The 18,945-nt window shown below is 65.8% G+C and carries 10 protein-coding genes; 5 read left to right on the plus strand and 5 right to left on the minus strand.

Annotation, left to right across the window (positions count from 1 at the left end; genetic code table 11):
- Window positions 1-44 precede the first annotated feature (44 nt).
- Together ACE191_RS20010 and ACE191_RS20015 are read right to left on the minus strand one after the other, a co-directional pair.
- Window positions 45-1,622, minus strand: coding sequence for a SusD/RagB family nutrient-binding outer membrane lipoprotein (locus ACE191_RS20010; protein ID WP_400194019.1), 1,578 nt, complete (start codon window positions 1,620-1,622; stop codon window positions 45-47).
- Window positions 1,623-1,719: 97 nt separating this feature from the next.
- Window positions 1,720-4,842, minus strand: coding sequence for a SusC/RagA family TonB-linked outer membrane protein (locus ACE191_RS20015; protein WP_400194020.1), 3,123 nt, complete (start codon window positions 4,840-4,842; stop codon window positions 1,720-1,722).
- A 325-nt stretch (window positions 4,843-5,167) separates the two neighbouring features.
- On the opposite strand from ACE191_RS20015, the gene nagB reads away from it, so the two are divergent.
- The 4 genes from nagB (at window position 5,168) to ACE191_RS20035 (ending at window position 13,209) form a co-directional block, all read left to right on the plus strand.
- Complete coding sequence (gene nagB / locus ACE191_RS20020) at window positions 5,168-7,087, plus strand: glucosamine-6-phosphate deaminase (RefSeq protein ID WP_400194021.1); 1,920 nt, start codon at window positions 5,168-5,170, stop codon at window positions 7,085-7,087.
- 284 nt (window positions 7,088-7,371) lie between these two features.
- A complete protein-coding gene (locus ACE191_RS20025; protein WP_400194022.1) occupies window positions 7,372-10,575 on the plus strand; it encodes a SusC/RagA family TonB-linked outer membrane protein in 3,204 nt (1,067 codons plus the stop codon).
- 32 nt (window positions 10,576-10,607) lie between these two features.
- The gene (locus ACE191_RS20030; protein ID WP_400194023.1) at window positions 10,608-11,936 is read left to right on the plus strand and encodes a RagB/SusD family nutrient uptake outer membrane protein; all 1,329 of its coding nucleotides are present in this window, start codon (window positions 10,608-10,610) and stop codon (window positions 11,934-11,936) included.
- Window positions 11,937-12,018: 82 nt separating this feature from the next.
- A complete protein-coding gene (locus ACE191_RS20035; protein ID WP_400194024.1) occupies window positions 12,019-13,209 on the plus strand; it encodes an acyltransferase family protein in 1,191 nt (396 codons plus the stop codon).
- Window positions 13,210-13,285: 76 nt separating this feature from the next.
- Here ACE191_RS20035 and ACE191_RS20040 read toward each other — a convergent pair whose 3' ends face one another.
- From ACE191_RS20040 to ACE191_RS20050, 3 genes are all read right to left on the minus strand, one after another.
- Window positions 13,286-13,978 carry a hypothetical protein gene (locus tag ACE191_RS20040; RefSeq protein ID WP_400194025.1) on the minus strand — a complete coding sequence of 231 codons (693 nt, stop codon included), beginning with the start codon at window positions 13,976-13,978 and terminating at the stop codon, window positions 13,286-13,288.
- 263 nt (window positions 13,979-14,241) lie between these two features.
- Window positions 14,242-14,925, minus strand: a complete 684-nt coding sequence (locus ACE191_RS20045) for a hypothetical protein (RefSeq protein WP_400194026.1) — start codon at window positions 14,923-14,925, stop codon at window positions 14,242-14,244.
- A gap of 232 nt (window positions 14,926-15,157) precedes the next feature.
- Window positions 15,158-18,322: a glycoside hydrolase family 3 N-terminal domain-containing protein gene (locus ACE191_RS20050; RefSeq protein WP_400194027.1), complete on the minus strand. Its 3,165-nt coding sequence runs from the start codon at window positions 18,320-18,322 to the stop codon at window positions 15,158-15,160.
- Window positions 18,323-18,406: 84 nt separating this feature from the next.
- Between ACE191_RS20050 and ACE191_RS20055 the strand changes: the two genes are divergently transcribed.
- The gene (locus ACE191_RS20055) at window positions 18,407-18,901 is read left to right on the plus strand and encodes a DUF6705 family protein (RefSeq protein ID WP_400194028.1); all 495 of its coding nucleotides are present in this window, start codon (window positions 18,407-18,409) and stop codon (window positions 18,899-18,901) included.
- Window positions 18,902-18,945: the final 44 nt, after the last annotated feature.

Here is an 18,945-nt window from a genome sequence, read left to right on the forward strand (position 1 = left end):
TAAAACCGGGGAAAAGCGTGAAGGAATAGCGGACGCGGGCAGCCTCAGGGCTGGTCCCACCACATGGGCTTGCCCAGGTAGTCGTCCGAGGAAATGGCGCCGGTGGCGGCAATGACGGCGTTGACGTTCTGCGGATTGTACTGCACCTCCGTCAGGCCCGGGGCCATGCGGCGCGGCCACCGGTCCTTGTAGTCGGGCTTGTCGCGCAGGGCGGGGTTGGCGTTGGTGGGGTAGCGCAGGTTCACGTAGATGGTCGGGTCGAAGTCGAAGCGCCGCAGATCCGACCACGACTCCGGGTTCAGGAACATGGCGATGTACTTCTGCTCCATGATGCGCTTCAGATCCAGCTCGCCCTCGTTCTGGGCCACGGCGCTGCTGGCCAGGTACGCGTCGATCTGGGCCGTGGTGATGACGGGGAAGGTCACGGCCGGCACGGCGTTGGAGCCGCCCACGCCAATCTTGCGCATGTGGGCCCGGATACCGTCGCGGTAGGCGGCCAGGGCGCGGGTGCGGTTGCCGGCGCGGAAGGCGGCCTCGGCTTCAATGAACTTCAGCTCGTGGAAGGTGATGACTTCGAAGTAGCCCAGGTCGCGGGCGTACCAGCTGGAGTAGAAGTCGGTGGCGTTGCCGGTGGCGGCGCTGACGGGCGTGCCGCCGCCCACGCCCGGGTCGCCGCCGGTGCTGTTGGCGGTGGCCATGATGGGAAAGCGCGGGTCGACCACGCCGGGGTAGGTGGCGTTGGGCGCGTTGCCGTTCAGGTACTTGATGAGGTTGGTGGAGAAGGTAGCCGTGAAGGCCGCCGAGGCGAAGTTGGCGCGGGTGGTGCCAAAGATGTTGGTAGTGCCCGTGAGCGGGGCGGCGGCCACCTCAAACTGCAGCTGCGCGTCGTCGGCCGTTTCCTTGAAGCCCTTGTCGACCAGGGCCAGCACGTCCTGGGGGTTGTAGGTGGCTTTCTTGGTGAGGTGGTTGAGCTGGCGGGCCTTCAGCGAGTTGGCCAGCCGGATCCACTTCTCGGTGTTGCCGCGGTACAGAATGTCGCCGCTGATGCTGGGCGCCGTCACGTACAGCGGCCGCAGGTTGGCCGAGGCCGGCTTCGACAGCTCCACGATGCCCTCGTCGAGCAGCTGATTGACGGTCTGGTAAATCTGCTGCTGCGGGTCGTACTTGGGCGTGTAGTTGCCCGCGCCCAGGAAGGCCTCGGAGTAGGGCACGTCGCCGAGCATGTCGGTGGCGTGGGCCAGACCCATGGCCAGCACAATCTTGGAAGCGCCCACGTAGTAGGGCGAGCCTTCGCGCTGGGCCGACTCGATGGCGGTGCGGGCGTTGCCGGCCGAGTAGAAGTAGAAGTAGTTAAAGGTGTTGGTGCTGTTGCCGTTGGTCAGGTAGAACTGGTCGGAGCTGGCCTGCGGCGGACGGCGCACCAGGTTCTGGGTGATGTAGGGCGTGACCAGGGAGGTGAACATCTGCTGCTGAATGGCCTGGGAAATGGCGCCGGGCAGCAGGAAGTTGGGCGTGGCCGTGATGGGGTTGTTGGGGTCGGTGTTGACGTCGAGAAACTTTTCGCACGACGACAGCACTCCGCCGCTCAGCAGCAGACCCAACGCGAGGAGATATTTTTTCATTGGTTGAAGTCAGATTGTCAACTGGCAGACTGCCCGCCGGGCCGAATCGTTCCGCGCGGCGGAACCGGGCATTGGGGCAGGCGCACCAGCTCATCGGTTAGAAATTGACCCGCAGGGCCATGTCCACGCCGCGGGTAGCGGGCACGCTGCCGTAGTCGAAGCCGCCCGAGCCGCCGCCGCGCACGCCGGCGCCGGCCGACGAGGTTTCGGGGTCGACGCCCGAGTACTTGGTGAACAGCACTAGGTTGCGGCCGGTCACGCTCAGCTCCAGGCCCTTCACAATAGACTTGCCCAGCCAGGAAGCCGGCAGCGCGTAGCTCAGGGTGGCGTAGCGCAGGCGTGTCCAGGAGGCGTCCTCGATAAACGGCGTGCCCACGCCGCCCAGAATGGTCTGGAAATAGGCCTGGGTGGCTTCTACCGGGCGGGTGTTGGGCGAGTACGAACCGTCGCCGTTGGCCACCACGCCTTCCATGACCACTTGCTTGTAGCGGTCCACCGTCCGCTCGCTCAGGCCGTTGCGGGTGGCAAACCAGTCGTTGCCATTCACCACTTTGCCGCCCTTGCGGAAGTCCCACATAAAGGCCAGCGCCAGGCCCCGGTACGAGACGGTGTTGGTTACCTGGGTGGTGAAGTCGGGCGACCGGTCGCCGGCGTACACGTAGGTGGAGGTGTTGATGAGCGGGTAGCCGGTGGTGGGGTTGATGATAACCTGCCCGGCGTAGGGGCCGCTTTGCACGCGCTGGAAGTCCCAGGCCGCAATGGAGGTGATGGGCCGGCCGGGGAAGGCGCTGCCGCGGGCCGCGTCGATGACGAAGGCGTCCGACTGGTTTACCTCGGTCAGGAAGCTGGGCAGCTCCTTGGCTTTGTTCTCGTTGCGGAAGAAGTTGGTCAGAATGGTCCACTCCAGCCCGTCGGCGGTTTTTACCGGGGTGCCGCTCAGGGCAATTTCCACGCCCGTGTTGGTTACCGTGCCGCCGTTGATGTACTGCAGGATGTAGCTCGAGGCCTGGCTCACGCGCGGGGCAATCAGCTGGTCGCGGGTTTCCTGGTAGTACACGCTGCCGTCGAGGCCCAGGCGGCCTTTCAGGAACTGCAGGTCGAGGCCGGCCTCGTAGGCGCGGGTGCGCTCGGGCTTGAGCAGGCGGTTCGAGCCAAAGAAGCCCAGGCGGAAGCCGCCGCCGATGTAGGTGCTCTGGGCCAGCGGTGAGTCCACGCGGTAGGGCCCCGTGTCCTTGCCCACCTCGGCCACCGACACGCGCAGCTTGCCGTAGTTCAGGATGGGGTTGGTGTCCAGGCCCAGGGTGCGGGTAAACTCGTAGCCCGCGGCGGCCGAGCCGTAGAAGAAGCCCTTGCCGAAGTTCTTGTTTTCATCCGGCCGCGGCAGCGTCGACGACAAGTCGTAGCGGCCGTTCAGCTCCAGGGTCACCTGCTTGAACAAGTCGAAGTTGAGGCGGCCGAAGTTGCCCACCAGGCGGCGGGTGCGGTTGGTCGTCAGCGCATTGCGGTTGACGGTGTTGTTGATGGAGACGAAGCTCGGGTTCTGGAAAATCAGGCCGATGACGTCGGTCGTCTCGTACACGGCCTGCTCCACGGTGTTGCCCAGGGTGAGCGAGCCGCTGATGTTTTCGTTGAGCTGGTGGCTGAACGTGGCCAGGAAGTTGGAGTTCAGCAGGCGCACGAAGTTGGTCGTTTCGGCAATGCCCCCGTTCTGGTTGTTGGGCTGCGAGGTACCCACGGCCCGCACCGAGCGGAACTTCTCGGTGTACACGTCGGTGCCCAGGTTGTAGTTCAGCCGCGCCCACTTGGCGGGCTCGTACGTGAGCTGGGCGTTGCCGATGACGCGGTTGGTGCGGTCGGTCTGCGGGTTGTTGTAGGTGGTCCAGTAGGGGTTGTCGGCGTCGGTCGAGCCCACGGCGCTGGGCAGCAGGCGGCGGCGTGTGCCGTCGGGGTTGAGGTAGTTGCGGGCGTCGTCGTTGCGCGGCCAGTTAAGCAAGCTCACGAAGAAACCACCCGAGCCGCCAAACAAACCCGGGCCCTGCAGGGGCCGCTCGCCGCCCGAGTTCATGTACTGGGCCGAGCCCGAGCCGCTGAGCTTGGGCGAAAACTGCACCGTGCCGGCGGCCCGCACCGTGGCTTTGTCGTAGCGGCTTTCGGGCGTCACGCCCTTGGTGTCGAGGTGCGAGGCCGAAAGCAGGAACGAGGCCTTCTCGCTGCCGCCCGACATGGTCAGGTAGTTCTGGAACGAGGTGCCCTTCTGGAAGAAGTTGCCCACGTTGTCGTACACGGTTTCGCCCTCGGCGAAGCGTGGCCCCCAGGAGTTGCGCGTGGTGGGGTTGAACACGCCGTCGTTGCCCTGCTTGTACTGGTCCTGCAGCTGGGGCAGGCGGTTCACCTCGTCCACCGAGAACTGGGTGCGGTAGCTGATGCTGGTGCGCCCGGCCTTGCCCTTTTTGGTGGTGATGATGACCACGCCGTTGGCGGCGCGCAAACCGTAAAGAGCCGCGCCGGCCGGGCCCTTAAGCACCGTCATGCTCTCGATGTCCTCGGGGTTGATGTCGGCGGCGCGGTTGGTCGAGGCCACCGAGCGGCCCAGCACGCCATTGAAGGCCGAGCCCCCGCCCGGCGAGGTCGACTCCACAAACGAGGAGTTGTCCATGATGACGCCGTCGATGACGAACAGCGGCTGGTTGTCGCCGTCGAGCGAGTTGCCGCCCCGGATGACGATGGCCGCGCCCTCGCCGGCGCCGCCGCCCGAGCTGGTCACCTGCACGCCGGCCACCTTGCCCTGCAGCGCGTTTACCACGTTGGTCTGGCGCGAGTCGATGATGTCCTTGGCGGTAACCTGCTGGGCGGCGTAGTTCACCTGGCGGCGCTCCTGCTGAATGCCGTAGGCGGTGGTAATCTGCACTTCCTGCAGGGTGGTGCTGGAGGCCTCCAGCGCTACGTCCAGGGTGGCGTCGTCGCCCACGGTGCGCTCCACCGAGTTGTAGCCGATGAAGCTGAACACGAGCGTGGCCCCGGGCGCTACCGCCAGCGTAAAGCGGCCGTCGGCGCCGGTCTGGGTGCCGGTGCTGCCGCCCTTCACCACCACGTTCACGCCGGGTAGGGGCGTGCGGTCGGTGGCGCCCGTCACGGTGCCGCTCACCGTGCGGGTCTGGGCCTGCACCTGCTGGGCGGCCACGAGGCCCGGCAGCAGGAAAGACCATAAAAGTTTTCTCATAGGGAAGGGGGAAAGAGTGGGAGGGACGGAAAAAAACAAACCGCGCACGGCTGGGTGGCCGCCCGCGGTTCGGGGAAAGAGCTTAGCCGGAAGCAAGGCAACAGAAGGCAGACATGCGCGGAAGAGCAGCGGGGAAAGCGTTCAACCAGTCCGCTCACCGGCTGCTAGAGGGCCCGGGCCCGTCAGCGGCGCAAAAAGCGGGCTCAAAGCTAGTGCTAATGGAGCAGGTGGTCAAGGTAAGCAACGGCCGGGGATAATTGCATTCTGGCGTTGCGCTCTGCCCGGAAAGCCGTTACATTTCGCCGCTCACCTTGCCCCCGTGCCCATGCTCACTTTCCCGCAGTCCGAGAAAATACCCGTCAGCATCTACGCCGATTCCGAGCTGGCCTCGGTAACCGTGGCCCGGCAGATTGCCGAGCTGATTCGGCAGCGCGCCGCCGAAAACCGCTCCTGCGTACTGGGGCTGGCCACCGGCTCGTCGCCCACCCGGGTGTACGAGGAGCTGGTGCGCCTGCACCGCCAGGAAGGACTGAGCTTTCAGAACGTGGTCAGCTTTAACCTCGACGAGTACTTTCCCATGGCGCCCGACTCGCTGCAGAGCTACGTGCGCTTCATGCGCGAGTACCTGTTCGACCACGTCGACATCCGCCCCGAAAACGTGCACATTCCCGACGGCACCATCCGGCCCGAGGAGGTGGCCGACTACTGCCGCCGCTACGAGGAGCAGATTCGCGCGGCCGGCGGCATCGACCTGCAGCTGCTGGGCATCGGGCGCACCGGCCACATCGGCTTCAACGAGCCCGGCTCGGGCGCCCAATCGCGCACCCGTCTCATCACCCTCGACCACATCACCCGCACCGACGCGGCCTCCGACTTCTACGGCGAGGAGAACGTGCCGCGCCGGGCCCTGACCATGGGCGTGGGCACCATCCTCGAAGCCCGCCACATCGTGCTGCTGGCCTGGGGCGAGGGCAAGGCCGCCGTGGTCAAGCGCATGGTGGAGGGCGAGCCCACCGACACCGTGCCGGCCACCTACCTGCAGCGCCACCCCGCGGTACAGGTGGTGCTCGACGACGCGGCCGCCGCCGAGCTGACCCAGCGCAAAACGCCCTGGCTGGCCGGCCTGGCCAGCAACTGGCAGGATGAGGCCACCGTGCGCAAGGCCGTAACCTGGCTGGCGCGCACCCGGCAGCAGCCCATTCTCAAGCTTACCGACAACGACTACAACGAAAACGGGCTGTCCGAGCTGCTGGCCGAGTCGGGGCCGGCCTACTCCATCAACATCCGCGTCTTCAACCAGCTGCAGCACACCATCACGGGCTGGCCCGGCGGCAAGCCCCAGGCCGACGACCGCCACCGCCCCGAGCGCGCCGCGCCGTTTCCCAAGCGCGTGCTCGTTTTCTCGCCCCACCCCGACGACGACGTCATCAGCATGGGCGGCACCCTGCTGCGCCTCGTCGACCAGGGCCACGAGGTGCACGTGGCCTACCAGACCTCGGGCAACATTGCCGTGTTCGACGACGAGGCCATTCGCTTCGCCGAGTTCGTGGCCGATTACGACCAGGCCTTCCGCCTCTCGGGCGAGCAGCCGGCCGAAAACCTGTACCAGCGCGTGGCCGACTTCCTCAAAACCAAGGCCCCGGGCCAGGTCGACTCCGACGAGGTGCAGCAGATCAAGGGGCTGATTCGCCGCGGCGAAGCCAAGGCCGCTTGCCGCTACGCCGGCCTCGACCCCGACGAGCGGGCGCACTTCATGAACCTGCCCTTCTACGAAACCGGCCGCGTGCGCAAGAAGCCCCTGGGCGAAGACGACATTCAGCTCACGATGGATTTGCTCAACCGCATCCGGCCCCAGCAGATTTACGCCGCCGGCGACCTGAGCGACCCGCACGGCACCCACCGCGTGTGCCTTTCGGCCATCATGCAGGCCGTGCAGCGCCTGCAGGCCGAGGGCTGCGAGTGGCTGGCCGACTGCTGGGTGTGGCTGTACCGCGGCGCCTGGCAGGAGTGGGATTTGGACCAGATTGAAATGGCCGTGCCCATATCGCCCGAGGAGCTCACGCGCAAGCGCCGCGCCATCTTCAAGCACCAGTCGCAGAAAGACCGGCCGTTGTTTCCCGGGGCCGACCAGCGCGAGTTCTGGCAGCGGGCCGAGGAGCGCAACCGCACCACCGCCCGCCTCTACGACCAGCTGGGTTTGCCCGAGTACGAGGGCATCGAGGCCTTCGTGCGCTGGCATTTTTAAGCGCACCCGGGCCGCCACTTCTCAGCCGCAAGCCCCGCCGAAGCCAGAACCTCCGCGTTCCGGTTTCGGCGGGGCTTGCTCGTGTGTATTGCCCGGGCAAGCTGGTAGAAGGCGTTGCAGAAACGCCCGGTGATTACGCCAGGGAGAGAGGCGAACTGGTCGGCAACAGGTAGTACAGCTCCCGCGGGAACGATCTACCGATGAATGGAATATTAATAATTAATATAAAATTAATAGTATATATTGATGCTGTTTCCCCTTTCACCCCTCATTTCCTTCCTGCTATGCGAAACCCGTACTCCGTTGCGAGGCTGGTCCTGTTGTTGGGCTGGCTTCTTACGTACCAGCTCCCCGGGCCAGCGGTGGCGCAAACCGACTCCGGCCGGCAGACTTACACCCTGCAGGGCCGCGTAGTGGATGAGCGTGGCCAGGGACTGCCCGGCATCACCGTGCTGCTGGGCGGCACCACCCAGGGCACGGCCACCAACGCCGATGGCAGCTACAGCCTGGCGGCGCAGGTGGCCCCGGGCGCCTACACCCTGACTTTTTCGGCCGTGGGCTACCGCACCCAGAGCCGCTCCATCACGCTGGGCAGCAGCGCCAGCGTCACTACCGACGTGGTGCTAACGGAAGCCCGCCAGAATCTCGACGACGTGGTGGTCATTGGCTCTACCATCAGCGTGAGCAAGCGGGAGTTGGGCAATGCCATCAGCACCGTGAGTGCCCGCGAGCTGGAGCAGGCCGGCACCGGCGGCGCCCTCAATGCCCTGCAGGGTAAGCTGGCCGGCGCGCAGATTGTGCAGAACTCCGGCGACCCTTCGGGCTCGATGTCGGTGCGGCTGCGCGGCATTCACTCGCTGCGCGGCTCTTCCGACCCGCTGTACGTGGTGGATGGAGTAATTGTGAGCAACGCCAGCACCAACGTCTCGCAGCTGGCCCCGGCGGCCGACAATGCCATCGGCTCGGCGGCCAACCCCGGGCAGAACCGCCTGGCCGACCTCAATCCCAACGACATTGCCAGCATCAACGTCATCAACGGGGCGGCGGCGGCGGCGCAGTACGGCTCGCGGGCGTCCAACGGGGTGGTGCTCATTACTACCAAGCGGGGGCAGCAGGGCGCGCCGCGCGTGTCGGTGTACGCCAGCTTCAACGTGAACGAGCTGCGCAAATCGGTGCCGGTGAATACCTATGGCAAGCAGTTCGGCTTTGCCGATCTGCGCCTCTACACCATTGGGGCGCCCACGGCCCAGCAGCTGGCGGCTAACCCCGGCGTCACCACCACCGGCATCGTGCGCGCCGGGGCCACGGCGCAGTTGGCCACCAACCTGGTGGACGTGCCGCGCTACGACTACTTCAAGGAAATTTTCCAGACCGGCTACGGCACCGACAACGGCGCTTCCATCACGGGCGGGGCCGAGCGCACCCAGTACCTGGTGTCGGTGGGCTACCTGAAAAACGAGGGCATCATCAAGGGCACCGAGTTTACGCGCTACAACGTGCGGGCGCGGGTGGATCAGCGGCTGACCGACTGGGCCAAGGCCTCGGTGGGCGTGGCCTACAACAACAGCTTTTCCGACGAAAAGGCCAACGGCAACGTCTTCTACAGCCCCATCAACTCGGTCAACATCACCAACAACATCTACGACATCAACCGGCGCGACCCCAGCGGCAACCTGCTGGCCGTGGAGCCCACCCGCGTGAACCCGCTCTCGACCATCGAGGACATGAAGTTCACCCAGCGCACCAACCGCACCATCAGCGACCTGCAGGTGAACCTGACGCCATTCAAGGATTTGTCGCTGGACTACATCCTGGGCGTGGATACCTATTCGCAGGCCGGGCAGAACTACATCCGGCCCTATCCCTACCAGGCCGTGGCCGGGCTGCCGCTGGCCCGCTTTCCCGCCGGATTCGCCGCCAACGCCAACAACAACGTGCTGCAGCTGAACTCCGACGTGAACCTGGGCTACAACCGGCAGCTCACCGAGGACTTTCGCCTGACCTTGCTGGCGGGCTACAGCTACCAATACTTCCGCGGCGAGCTGGTACGCACCCAGGGCCAGGGCCAGGCGCCGTTTATTTCGACGGTGAGCGGCTCGGCCAGCAACACCGTGTCTTCTAACTACGGCCTCGACCAGTTTGACTTGAGCGGAGTGTTTGGGCAGGCCACGTTCAGCTTCCGCAACCTGGCCTTCGTTACGGGCGCGCTGCGCCGCGACCGGTCGTCGAAATTCTCGCCCTCCGAAACCAACCAGTACTACCCCAAGGTCAGCGGCTCGGTGGTGGTGTCGGACCTGGGCTTCTGGCAGAACGCCAGCTACCTGAAGGCTTTCAACTCGCTCAAGCTGCGCGCCAGCTACGGCGAGGCGGGCGGGCTGACGGCCATCAACTCCTATGACCGGTTCTACCAGTTCGTGCCGGTGGGCTTTCAGGGCCGCAACACCTTCCTGCCGAGCGCGCAGCTAGCCAACCCGCGGGTGCGGCCCGAGCGCGTGGCCGAGCTGGAAGTAGGCGCCGACCTGGGTTTTCTCAACGACCGGATTGGTCTGGGCGTGTCGTGGTACGAGCAGAATACCTCCGACCTGGTGGTCGACCGCCAGATTGCACCCTCGCGCGGGGGCTCGTCCATCGTCGAAAACGTGGCCAAGCTCCGCAACGAGGGCGTGGAAGTGCAGCTGAGCGCCGTGCCGGTGAAAACCACCAATTTCAGCTGGGACGTGACGGCCATCTTCAGTCGCAACCGCAACAAGGTGGTGGACCTGGTCGGCTCGGCAGCCATTCTAATCGACAACGTGGCCGGGGCGCCGGTGTATCTGATCAATGGCCAGCCGGTGGGCGTGTTCTATGGCTCGGCCTACGCCCGCAACCCCGACGGCTCGTTGCTGCTCACCCCGCAAGGCTTCCGGCAAGACGAGCGCACCATCGGGCAAAGCACCGGGGCATTGGGCTTCACGCCCGCCCGCGGGGGCGACGGGCAGCCCAGCTACGCCCAGGGCACCAGCGTGGCCAACGTGGTCATCGGCAACCCCAACCCCGACTGGACCGGCTCGTTCAGCACCAACCTGACCTACCGGCGCCTGTCGTTGCGGGTGCTGCTGGACGCGGTGCAGGGCGTGGACGTGTTCAACGCCGACTACCGCACCCGGCAGGGCGTGGGCCTGGGCGAGCTGGCTGAGAAGGAGCTGCGCGGCGAGCTGCCGCGGGGCTATATCTTCTCGGTGTACAACACCCAGGAGTTTCGCGTCGACGACGGCTCGTTCGTGAAGCTGCGCGAGGCGGCGCTGAGCTATACGCTGCCGCCCGTGAGCCGCTTCATCAGCAACCTGAACGTGGCGCTGATCGGCCGCAACCTGTACTCCTGGGACGACTACAAGGGCTTCGACCCCGAAACCAGCGCCGGCGGCTCGTCGGACTTGCTGCGGGCCGTGGACTTCGGCAACGTGCCCATTCCGCGCACCTACCAGCTGCGGCTCAGCGCCGCGTTCTAGGTCGCTTTTCTTCCCCTAACCCTCGCCCTTCCATGAAAAAGATAGTGGTACTGCTGGCGGCGCTGTTGGTAACGATAAGCGGCTGCAACAAGGAATACCTGAACCCGAGTACCGCCAGCGACGTGCAGGTGCTCACCAACTCCGACGGCCTGATTACCGTGTGCAACGGCATGCAGGCGCGCTACACCACCGGCGCCGCCCTCAGCCCGCTCTACAACATCGTGGCCGCCGGTGGGCTAACCACCCGCGAGCTGACGGTGATTAACGTGGGCAACATCGAGGAATACAACGTGAGTTTGGGCGCGGGCAACGTAACCAACCTCAACGGCGTGGTGCGCAACCTCTGGACCCAGCTGCACCTGGTGCGCGCCAATGCCGACCTGGTGCTGGCCAACGCCGGCAACGCCGCCGACCCCGGCACGCGCAGCGGCATTGTGGCCTACGCCAGCGTGTTCCGGGCGCTGGCCATCGGCACCCTGACGCAGTTTTTCGAGCAGCTGCCCATCACCACGCAGGTCAACGCGCCTTTCGTGAGCCGGACGGTGGCCTTGCAGTCGGCCGTGGCGCAGCTGGAAGTGGCCGCCGCGCAGCTGGCCCAGACGCCGGTGTCGGCCGATTTCAACAGCAAAATCATCGGCGGCATCAACCTGCCCAACACCGTGCAGGCCCTCATTGCCCGCTACAGCCTGCTGGCCGGCGACTACGACAAGGCCCTGGCTGCCGCCGGCCGCGTCGACCTAGCCAGCCGCTCGGTGTTCAGCTTCGACGATCTGGCGCGCAACCCGGTGTTTGAAGTGGCCTTTGGCAACCGCAACGTGTTTGAGCCCACCGACGTGAACCTGGGGTTGACCGGCGCGCTGACGCCCGAGCCCGGCGACCGGCGCATTCCCTTCTACACCCGCGCCAATCCCACGGCCACCCAGAACCGCGGCACTGGCTTTTACACCGCCAGCTCGGCGCCCATTCCGGTGTACGTGCCCGGCGAGATGCTGCTGATTCGGGCCGAAGCCTACGCCCGCAAGGGCGACCTGGCCAACGCCGTAACCGAGCTGAACAAAGTGCGCACCAGCACGGCCGCTGCCACTACCACCTCAGTGGGCAACGCCACCTTCCCCACGGCGCCCCCCGGGGCCGGCCTGGGACCCTACGCCGGCCCGCTCACGGCCGAAGCCGTGCTGCTGGACATTCTGCGCAACCGCTACGTGGAGCTGGCCTTCCAGGGCTTCCGCCTCGACGACAGCCGCCGCTTTAACCGACCCGGGCCGGGCGCCGCCGGCACCGAGCGCAACCGCAACTTCTTCCCGTACCCCCGCACCGAGCGCGAAAACAACCCCGCTACGCCCCTCGATCCGGATAACTGACGAGGACAGCGAGCTTCATCCGCTTGTGCCGGCAAAACTCCCTTCCAAGCAAAAGGAGGGGAGTTTTGCCGTTATTTACCCGATGCAATCCACTACTCAGTCCGCTCTAGCCACCACCCAAACAGAGCCGCTGGCGGAGGCCGCGCAGCCGGGGCGCCTCGTCTCGCTCGATGTATTCCGCGGCATTACCGTGCTGGCCATGATCCTGGTCAACAACCCCGGCGACTGGGGCCACATCTACGCGCCGCTACGGCACGCTACCTGGCACGGCTGCACGCCCACCGACCTGATTTTTCCCTTCTTTCTGTTCATCGTGGGCGTTTCCCTGGTGTACGCCCTCGATGGCACCCGGCGGCAGGGTGGGCCGCTGGGGCCGGTGCTGGCGCGCGTGGCACGGCGGGCGGCGGTGCTCATTGCGTTGGGCCTGTTTCTGTCGCTGTTTCCCTCCTTCGATTTCAGCACCGTGCGTCTGCCGGGCGTGCTGCAGCGCATCGGGCTGGTGTTTTTTGCCGGCAGCCTGATCTTTCTCACCACCAGCCGGCGCCAGCAGCTCTGGCTGCTGGCGGGCATATTGGTGGGCTACAACGTGCTGCTGCAACTGCTGCCGGTGCCGGGCTTCGGGCCGGCCAACCTGGAGCCGGCTACCAACCTGGGCGCCTGGCTCGACCGCACCGTGCTGGGCGAAGCGCACCTGTGGAAGCTCAGTAAAACCTGGGACCCCGAGGGCCTGCTCAGCACCCTGCCCGCCATCGGCACCGGGCTGCTGGGCGTCATTACGGCCCAGTGGCTGCGGCGCCGCGACGTGGAGCCGACCACCAAAGTGGCCTGGCTGTTCGTGGACGCCGGCCTGCTGGTGGTGCTGGGACTAATCTGGCACGGCTGGTTTCCCATCAACAAAAGCCTCTGGACCAGCTCCTACGTGCTGTATACCGGCGGGCTGGCCGTGGCCGGACTGGCCACGCTCTACTGGCTGTGCGACGTGCAGGGCTGGCGGGGCTGGCGGGGCTGGACCAAGCCTTTCCTGGTATACGGCGTCAATGCCATTACCGTGTTTTTCCTCTCGGGCCTGATTCCGCGCATCATGGCCCTCATCAAGCTGCCCAACGCCGCCGGCAAGGAGCTGGGACTGAAGGAGTGGCTGTACCAGGGCTATTTCGTGCCGCTGTTTGCCGAGCCGAAAATGGCTTCGCTGGCCGGGGCCGTCACGCTGGTGCTCATCTGGCTGGGCATTCTGTGGTGGATGTACCACAAGCGGGTCATCATCAAGGTCTGAGGCCACGGCGGAAAAAACACGGGGCGCCGTCACAGCTGTGACGGCGCCCCGGTGGCTTTGTGGGCAGCGGAGCCGGTTACATCCGGTCCCAGGTTTTGCCGCCGCGCTCCTCGAAGCGAATCACGCCGCGGGCCTTGGTGTAGTACACCCGCACGGCGTCCCAGGAGGTGGGGCGGGCCGGGGGCGTGGGGACCGGGGCCGTGTACTCGAGCACGTTCTGGTAGGTGGTACCGAAAAAGGTTATCTGCGGCAGCAGACGCCAGCCCGCGGGCAGGGCCGTGCCGGCCTCAAACTGCTCTACCGGCACGTAGAAGATGGTGTTGCTCCAGTCCAGGCCGAGCTGGAACGTCTCGTCGTGGCGGCGCAGGTTGGGGTCGACCGAGGAGGCCATCAACACCTGAAAGCGGTACTTGGGCAGCTTGCTGTCGGGGTCGATACCGACCTGGAAGGTGGAGTCGGTGCGCTGTAGCAGGGCCTGGAAGGCCTCGCGGTAGTAGAGAATGTTGCGGCTGTTTGCTTCGCCCACGGATATTTCCTGAAACCCGCCGTTCACGGGCTGGTAGCGACGCTCATTCACCGTGGAGTCGCGGAAAACCCACACGTCGGGTTTCTGGTAGGGCGCGGCCCACACCTTCTGGGCATCGGTAAACTTGAAGTGCGGGGCGCTTTCCGAGTTGTCAGCGTCCTTGCAGCTGCTCAGGCCGGCAGCCGACAGCAGTACCAACAGAAAGAGCAACAGGGGCCGGAAGGCGAAAGAGGAAAAGGTCATGCCGAAAGTAATGATGAGTAGAGGCCGCAAGGTAAGCACGGGCTGCCGTTTGGCCGGGGCGGCACCCCGACCCTAACACCGCGCTACCACCCGCTTGGTTCCCGTAGCGAAACCGGGTAGGTCGGGGGGGAGAGCCCCGCGCCGGGCGTTGGGTTGCAAGCAGGGGCTCAGCAATTGGGTACGGCCCCAAAGCAGAGCGGGCGGCCCCAGTTGGAACCGCCTGCTTCTCACCTTTTTTCACTCACTTTATTTCCATACCGGCGTCAGACCCGGTCCCACACGAGGCCGCCGGCTTCTTCAAACCGCACGACGCCTTGTTCTTTGGTATAGTAGAGCCGCGTGGCCATCCAGGGACGCAGATCCTGGTCGGGCTGGGGCGGCAGACTGGTGTACTCGATGACGTTGTGGTAGGTGCGGCCACCCAAGTTGACTTCGGGCAGCAGGCGCATGCCGGCGGGCAGCGGCTGGCTGGTGTTTACGGCGGCCACCGGCAGCGTCAGCGGCGATACGCCCCACTCCAGGCGGGCCGTCAGGGCCAGGGGCTGGGGCTCGTAGGCGGCGGCCGAGGTCAGCACGAAGGTGGCGGCGTACTTGTAGCCCTCGGCACGCTGGTAGTAGGCCGAATCCACGCGCTCGACGCGGGCGCCTACTTCCTGCTGGTAGTAGGCAATGACCGACTGCGGGTTGGGCCGTCCGGGCCAGGTGCGGTCGGTGAGGCCGCGCACCTGGTAGCGCCGCTCGTAGCCGGCCGCGTTGCGGAAGCGCCATTCCTGCCCGAGGCGGTAGGGCGTCACCCAGGCCTGCTCATCGTTGCTGAGGGTGTAGTGGGGCAGCTCCTTGTTGTCCATCTCCGGGAAGAACCCGTTGCCGCAGCCGCCCAGCACCAGGCCGCTCACGATGCCCAGCAAACGCAGGCAGTGGCGCAACAGGAAGGAGAGAGTAGCCATGAGAAAGGGGTGGAAGAGCAGAAAACCGAAGCGGAAAAACCAGTGCCGGGCGACATCACAAACCTCGTGGAAATCAGCGCGGCGCAAAATCGCATATGCATGTGACTGGCCTAATGATGGGGCCAAGCCCGGCAGGGTTGCCTGGTAAGTGCAAAGTGCCCGAAAAAGCACCGCGGGCGGCCCCGGGCAGGAGCCGCCCGCGGGCAGTCAGGTCGCTATTTCATGTGAGGCGCTATTCTTCCACGGTGGTTTCCACCCGCGGGCGCTCGGCCTGCACCGCGTCGATGGCCAGCTGCAAGAGGTGGCTGCGCACACTCAGCTCGCTGATTTTGTTGTTGCGCCGCGTCGGGTTCACCCGGTTTGAGAGGAATATCACCGTCAGCTCGTACTGCGGGTCGACCCAGAAGTAGGTGCCGGTGTAGCCCGTGTGGCCGTAGCCGAGCTGACTCGCGTTTTTGGCCGAGTTCACCGACGGGTCGGTGGCGGGGCGGTCGAAGCCCAGGGCGCGGCGGTTGTCGGGGCAGAACTGGCAGCGGGTGTACTCGCGCACGGTTTCGGCTTTCAGCAGCTGCTGCCCGCCGTAGCGGCCTTCCCAGGCGTAGAGCTGCACCAGCTTGGCCAGGTCGTTGGCGCTGCCAAACAAGCCGGCGTGGCCCGAGAGGCCGCCGAGCAGGGCCGCGCCCTCGTCGTGCACGGTGCCGTGCAGCTGCTGCTGGCGAAACAACGAGTCGTACTCGGTGGGCACGATGCGGCGACGCGGGAAGCGGCGGGTGGGCTGGTAACCCAGGGAGCCGGCGCCCAGCGGGCGGTACAGCTCATCCTGCACGAACTGGCCCAGCGACTTGCCCGCGGCCTGCTGCACCAGCTCGGGGTAGAGAATAAACGAGAGGTCGGAGTACACGTAGCCGGGCTTCTCGTTCAGCGGCGACTCGCCGATGGCTTTGTAAATGCGCTCGGGGAAGTCCTTGCGGGCCCACAGGCCGGTTGCGGCGGGCAGGGGGAAGCGGGCCGAGGAGTCGGGGCGGAAAAAGCGGCGGCTCATGGGCAGCACCTCGCCAGGCGCGGTCTTGATGGGCGGGTGCGGGTAGCGGGCGAAGAGGCGGGCAAACATGCCCTTGGGGCGGGTGTACTGCTGCCAGAACGGAATCCAGGCTTTCAGGCGGGCCTGATGAGTGAGCACGTCGCGCAGCTTCAGATCCTGCTTGTTGGTGCCGCGCAAGAAGCCTAAGTAGGTGCCCAGCGTCTGGTCGGGGCTGAACTTGCCCTGGTCCTGCAGCTTCATCAAGGCGGGGGTGGCGGCGGCTACTTTGGTTACCGAGGCCAGGTCGTAGAGGTCGGTGGGGCGCACGGGCCGGGCGGTCTGGCCGGCCGCGGGGTAGTGGTGGGTGCCGTAGCTTTTGCGCAGCACCACCGTGCCGCGACGGGCAATGAGCACCTGCCCGCCGGGGAAGGCCCGGGCGGCCAGGGCCTGCTGCATCAGGGAATCGACGCGGGCTTCGAGGGTGTTGCTCATGCCCGCGGCTTCGGGGTAGGCGTAGCGCAGTCGAATGCCGCCCTGGGTGCTGAGGCCGTGGCCGTAGCCATACTGTGGCGAGACGGTGACGGAGAGCTTGCCCGAGGCGCCCACGCCGCCGAAGATGACCTGCGCGGCCAGCTCCTGGGCGTTTTTGCCTTCCTGGTAGCCCAGAATTACCGCGTCGGCCGCGTTCAGGTCGCGCACCTTGGCCACGGCGTAGGCGTCGCCGAACACGGTCAGCACCATCTTCTTTTTGAGGGCAGCCAGCTCGCGCAGCAGCACGTTGGTTTCGGCCGTCACGTTGAAGTTGGTGGCCGGCAGGCGGCCCAGGCTCTGCACGCCTACCAGCAGCAGGTTGTAGCCTTTCAGCTGCTCGCGCAGGCGGGCCAGCTCATCGAGGGTGGGCGAGGCGGGCACCGAGAAAAAGCCGGCCGGGGCGTAGTCGCCCACCATGCGCTGGAAGGCGGTGGTATCCTTGGTGCCAATGCTCAGGGCGGCGATGCGCAGCGTGTCGAGGCGCTGCAGGGGCAGCAGGTTGCGCTGGTTGCGCAACACGGTGGTGCTCAGCTCCTGCAGGCGCTGGTTCAGGTAGAGGCCGTGGGGCGTGTTCAGGTCCTGGTACAGGCCCTTCAGCTCGATGGGGCGGTATTTGTTCAGCCCGGCCCAGCGTTTCAGGGCCAGCACCTTGCGGCAGCGCAAATCCAGGTCGGCCTGCTTGATCTGGCCGCTGTCGATGGCGGCGCGCACCATTTGCAGGGCCAGGGGAATGTTTTTCGAGAATTCCAGGATGTCGTTGCCGGCCAGCAGGGCGCGCACGTCGGCCTCGCCGGGCGGGTACTGGTTGATGACGCCCTTCATGTTCATGGCGTCGGTGAAGATGACGCCCTGGTAGCCTAGCTGCTTTTTCACCAGGTCGGTAACGATGGGCCGCGAGAGGGTGGAGGGCGTGCCGGTGGTGTCGAGGGCCGGGATGTTGAGGTGGGCAATCATGACTCCGCCCAGGCCGCGGCGCATCAGCGAGCGGAAAGGCACCAGCTCCAGGGTGTCGAGGCGGCGCTTGTCCACGCGAATCAGCGGCAGGGCCAGGTGCGAGTCGGTGTCGGTGTCGCCGTGGCCGGGGAAGTGCTTGGCCACGGCCAGGATGCCGCCGTCCTGCAGCCCGCGCATGTACTGGTAGCTTTTCTCCACCACGTTTTCGCGGTTTTCGCCCCAGGAGCGGTTGCCGATGACGGGGTTGTTGGCGTTGTTGTTCACGTCGACCACCGGGGCGAAGTTCACGTGCATGCCGATGCGCTTGAACTGCCGGGCCAGCTCCAGGCCCATGTCGTAGATGAGGCTGTTGTCGCGGATGCCACCCATGGCCATCTGGTAGGGCAGGCGAATGGTGCTGTCGAGGCGCATGCCCAGGCCGTACTCGGCGTCCATGGCCACCAGCAGGGGCACCTTGGCCTGGCTCTGGTAGCGGTTGAGCAGCCGGGCCTGGCGCACGGGGCCACCCTGGAAAAAGATGAGCCCGCCCACGCCATACTGCTGCACCAAGCGGCTCACCGAGTCTTCGTCGATGCGCTGGCGGTTGGAGTAGGCGGCCACCATAAACAGCTGGGCCACGCGCTGGTCGGGGGTGAGGGTCTTCATCACCGAGTCGACCCAGGGCGAGTACAGGTACTGGGCAAAGGGCGGAGCCTCGGCCGCGGGCGGGGCTTGGGCCGCCACTTTCCGGGCGACGGGTTTGGGACGGACCGCGGCGGGACGCGCCGATTTAACCGGGGCGGCGGCCCGCGCCGGCTTTTTGGCCGGACGGGCACTGCCGCGGCGCTGGGCCGGGGCCAGCAGGGGCGCCAGCAGCAGCACGAGCAGCAACAGAAGCTTGGGGAAACGCAAGGCAGGGCAGAATGTAGTGCGCGGCGAAGTTAAGTTGATTGCGTGGTGTGCCCACCCGCGGTACCGCCCACTTATCTTCGCAGCATGTATCGAGGTGTGTTATTGTTCCTGTTCAGCCTGTTGCTCGCGGCCTGCAGCTTCGCCCAATCGGCACCGTCGCAGCCCTCCGAAGCCTTCCTCGGCACCTGGGAGTGGCGCTCCGGCGCGGACGTGTTTCGCATCCGGCTCAGCCGCGACCTGGCATTTCCGATGCCCCGAAATGAAGTTATGCACGCCATTGTAGGCCGGCATTCCTACACCCGCAACGGCGTGCTGGTGGAAGAGTCGTTCAGCCATAATCCTACAGACCCCAAAACGACCACTTTAATGGGCAGCCCGCACACCAACGAGCTGATCATTTTATATTTTGACGACCTGACGCGGGGCAAGAGCGGCAAAGCGCGGTTGAGCATCAACCCCACCCAGCCCAACCAGTTGCAGTTTACGCTGCACGGCATGGAGCAGGTATCCATCGGCGGCACGCTGCCCCCGGCCGGCTTCACCATTCCCACCAGCATGACGCTGACCCGCGTGCCGTAGACGCGGTTAAGAAGTATGGGCACTCTACCGCCGCATTGGACGAG

Origin of the sequence: Hymenobacter sp. B81 (assembly GCF_044628455.1) — a bacterium.
Taxonomy (GTDB): domain Bacteria; phylum Bacteroidota; class Bacteroidia; order Cytophagales; family Hymenobacteraceae; genus Solirubrum.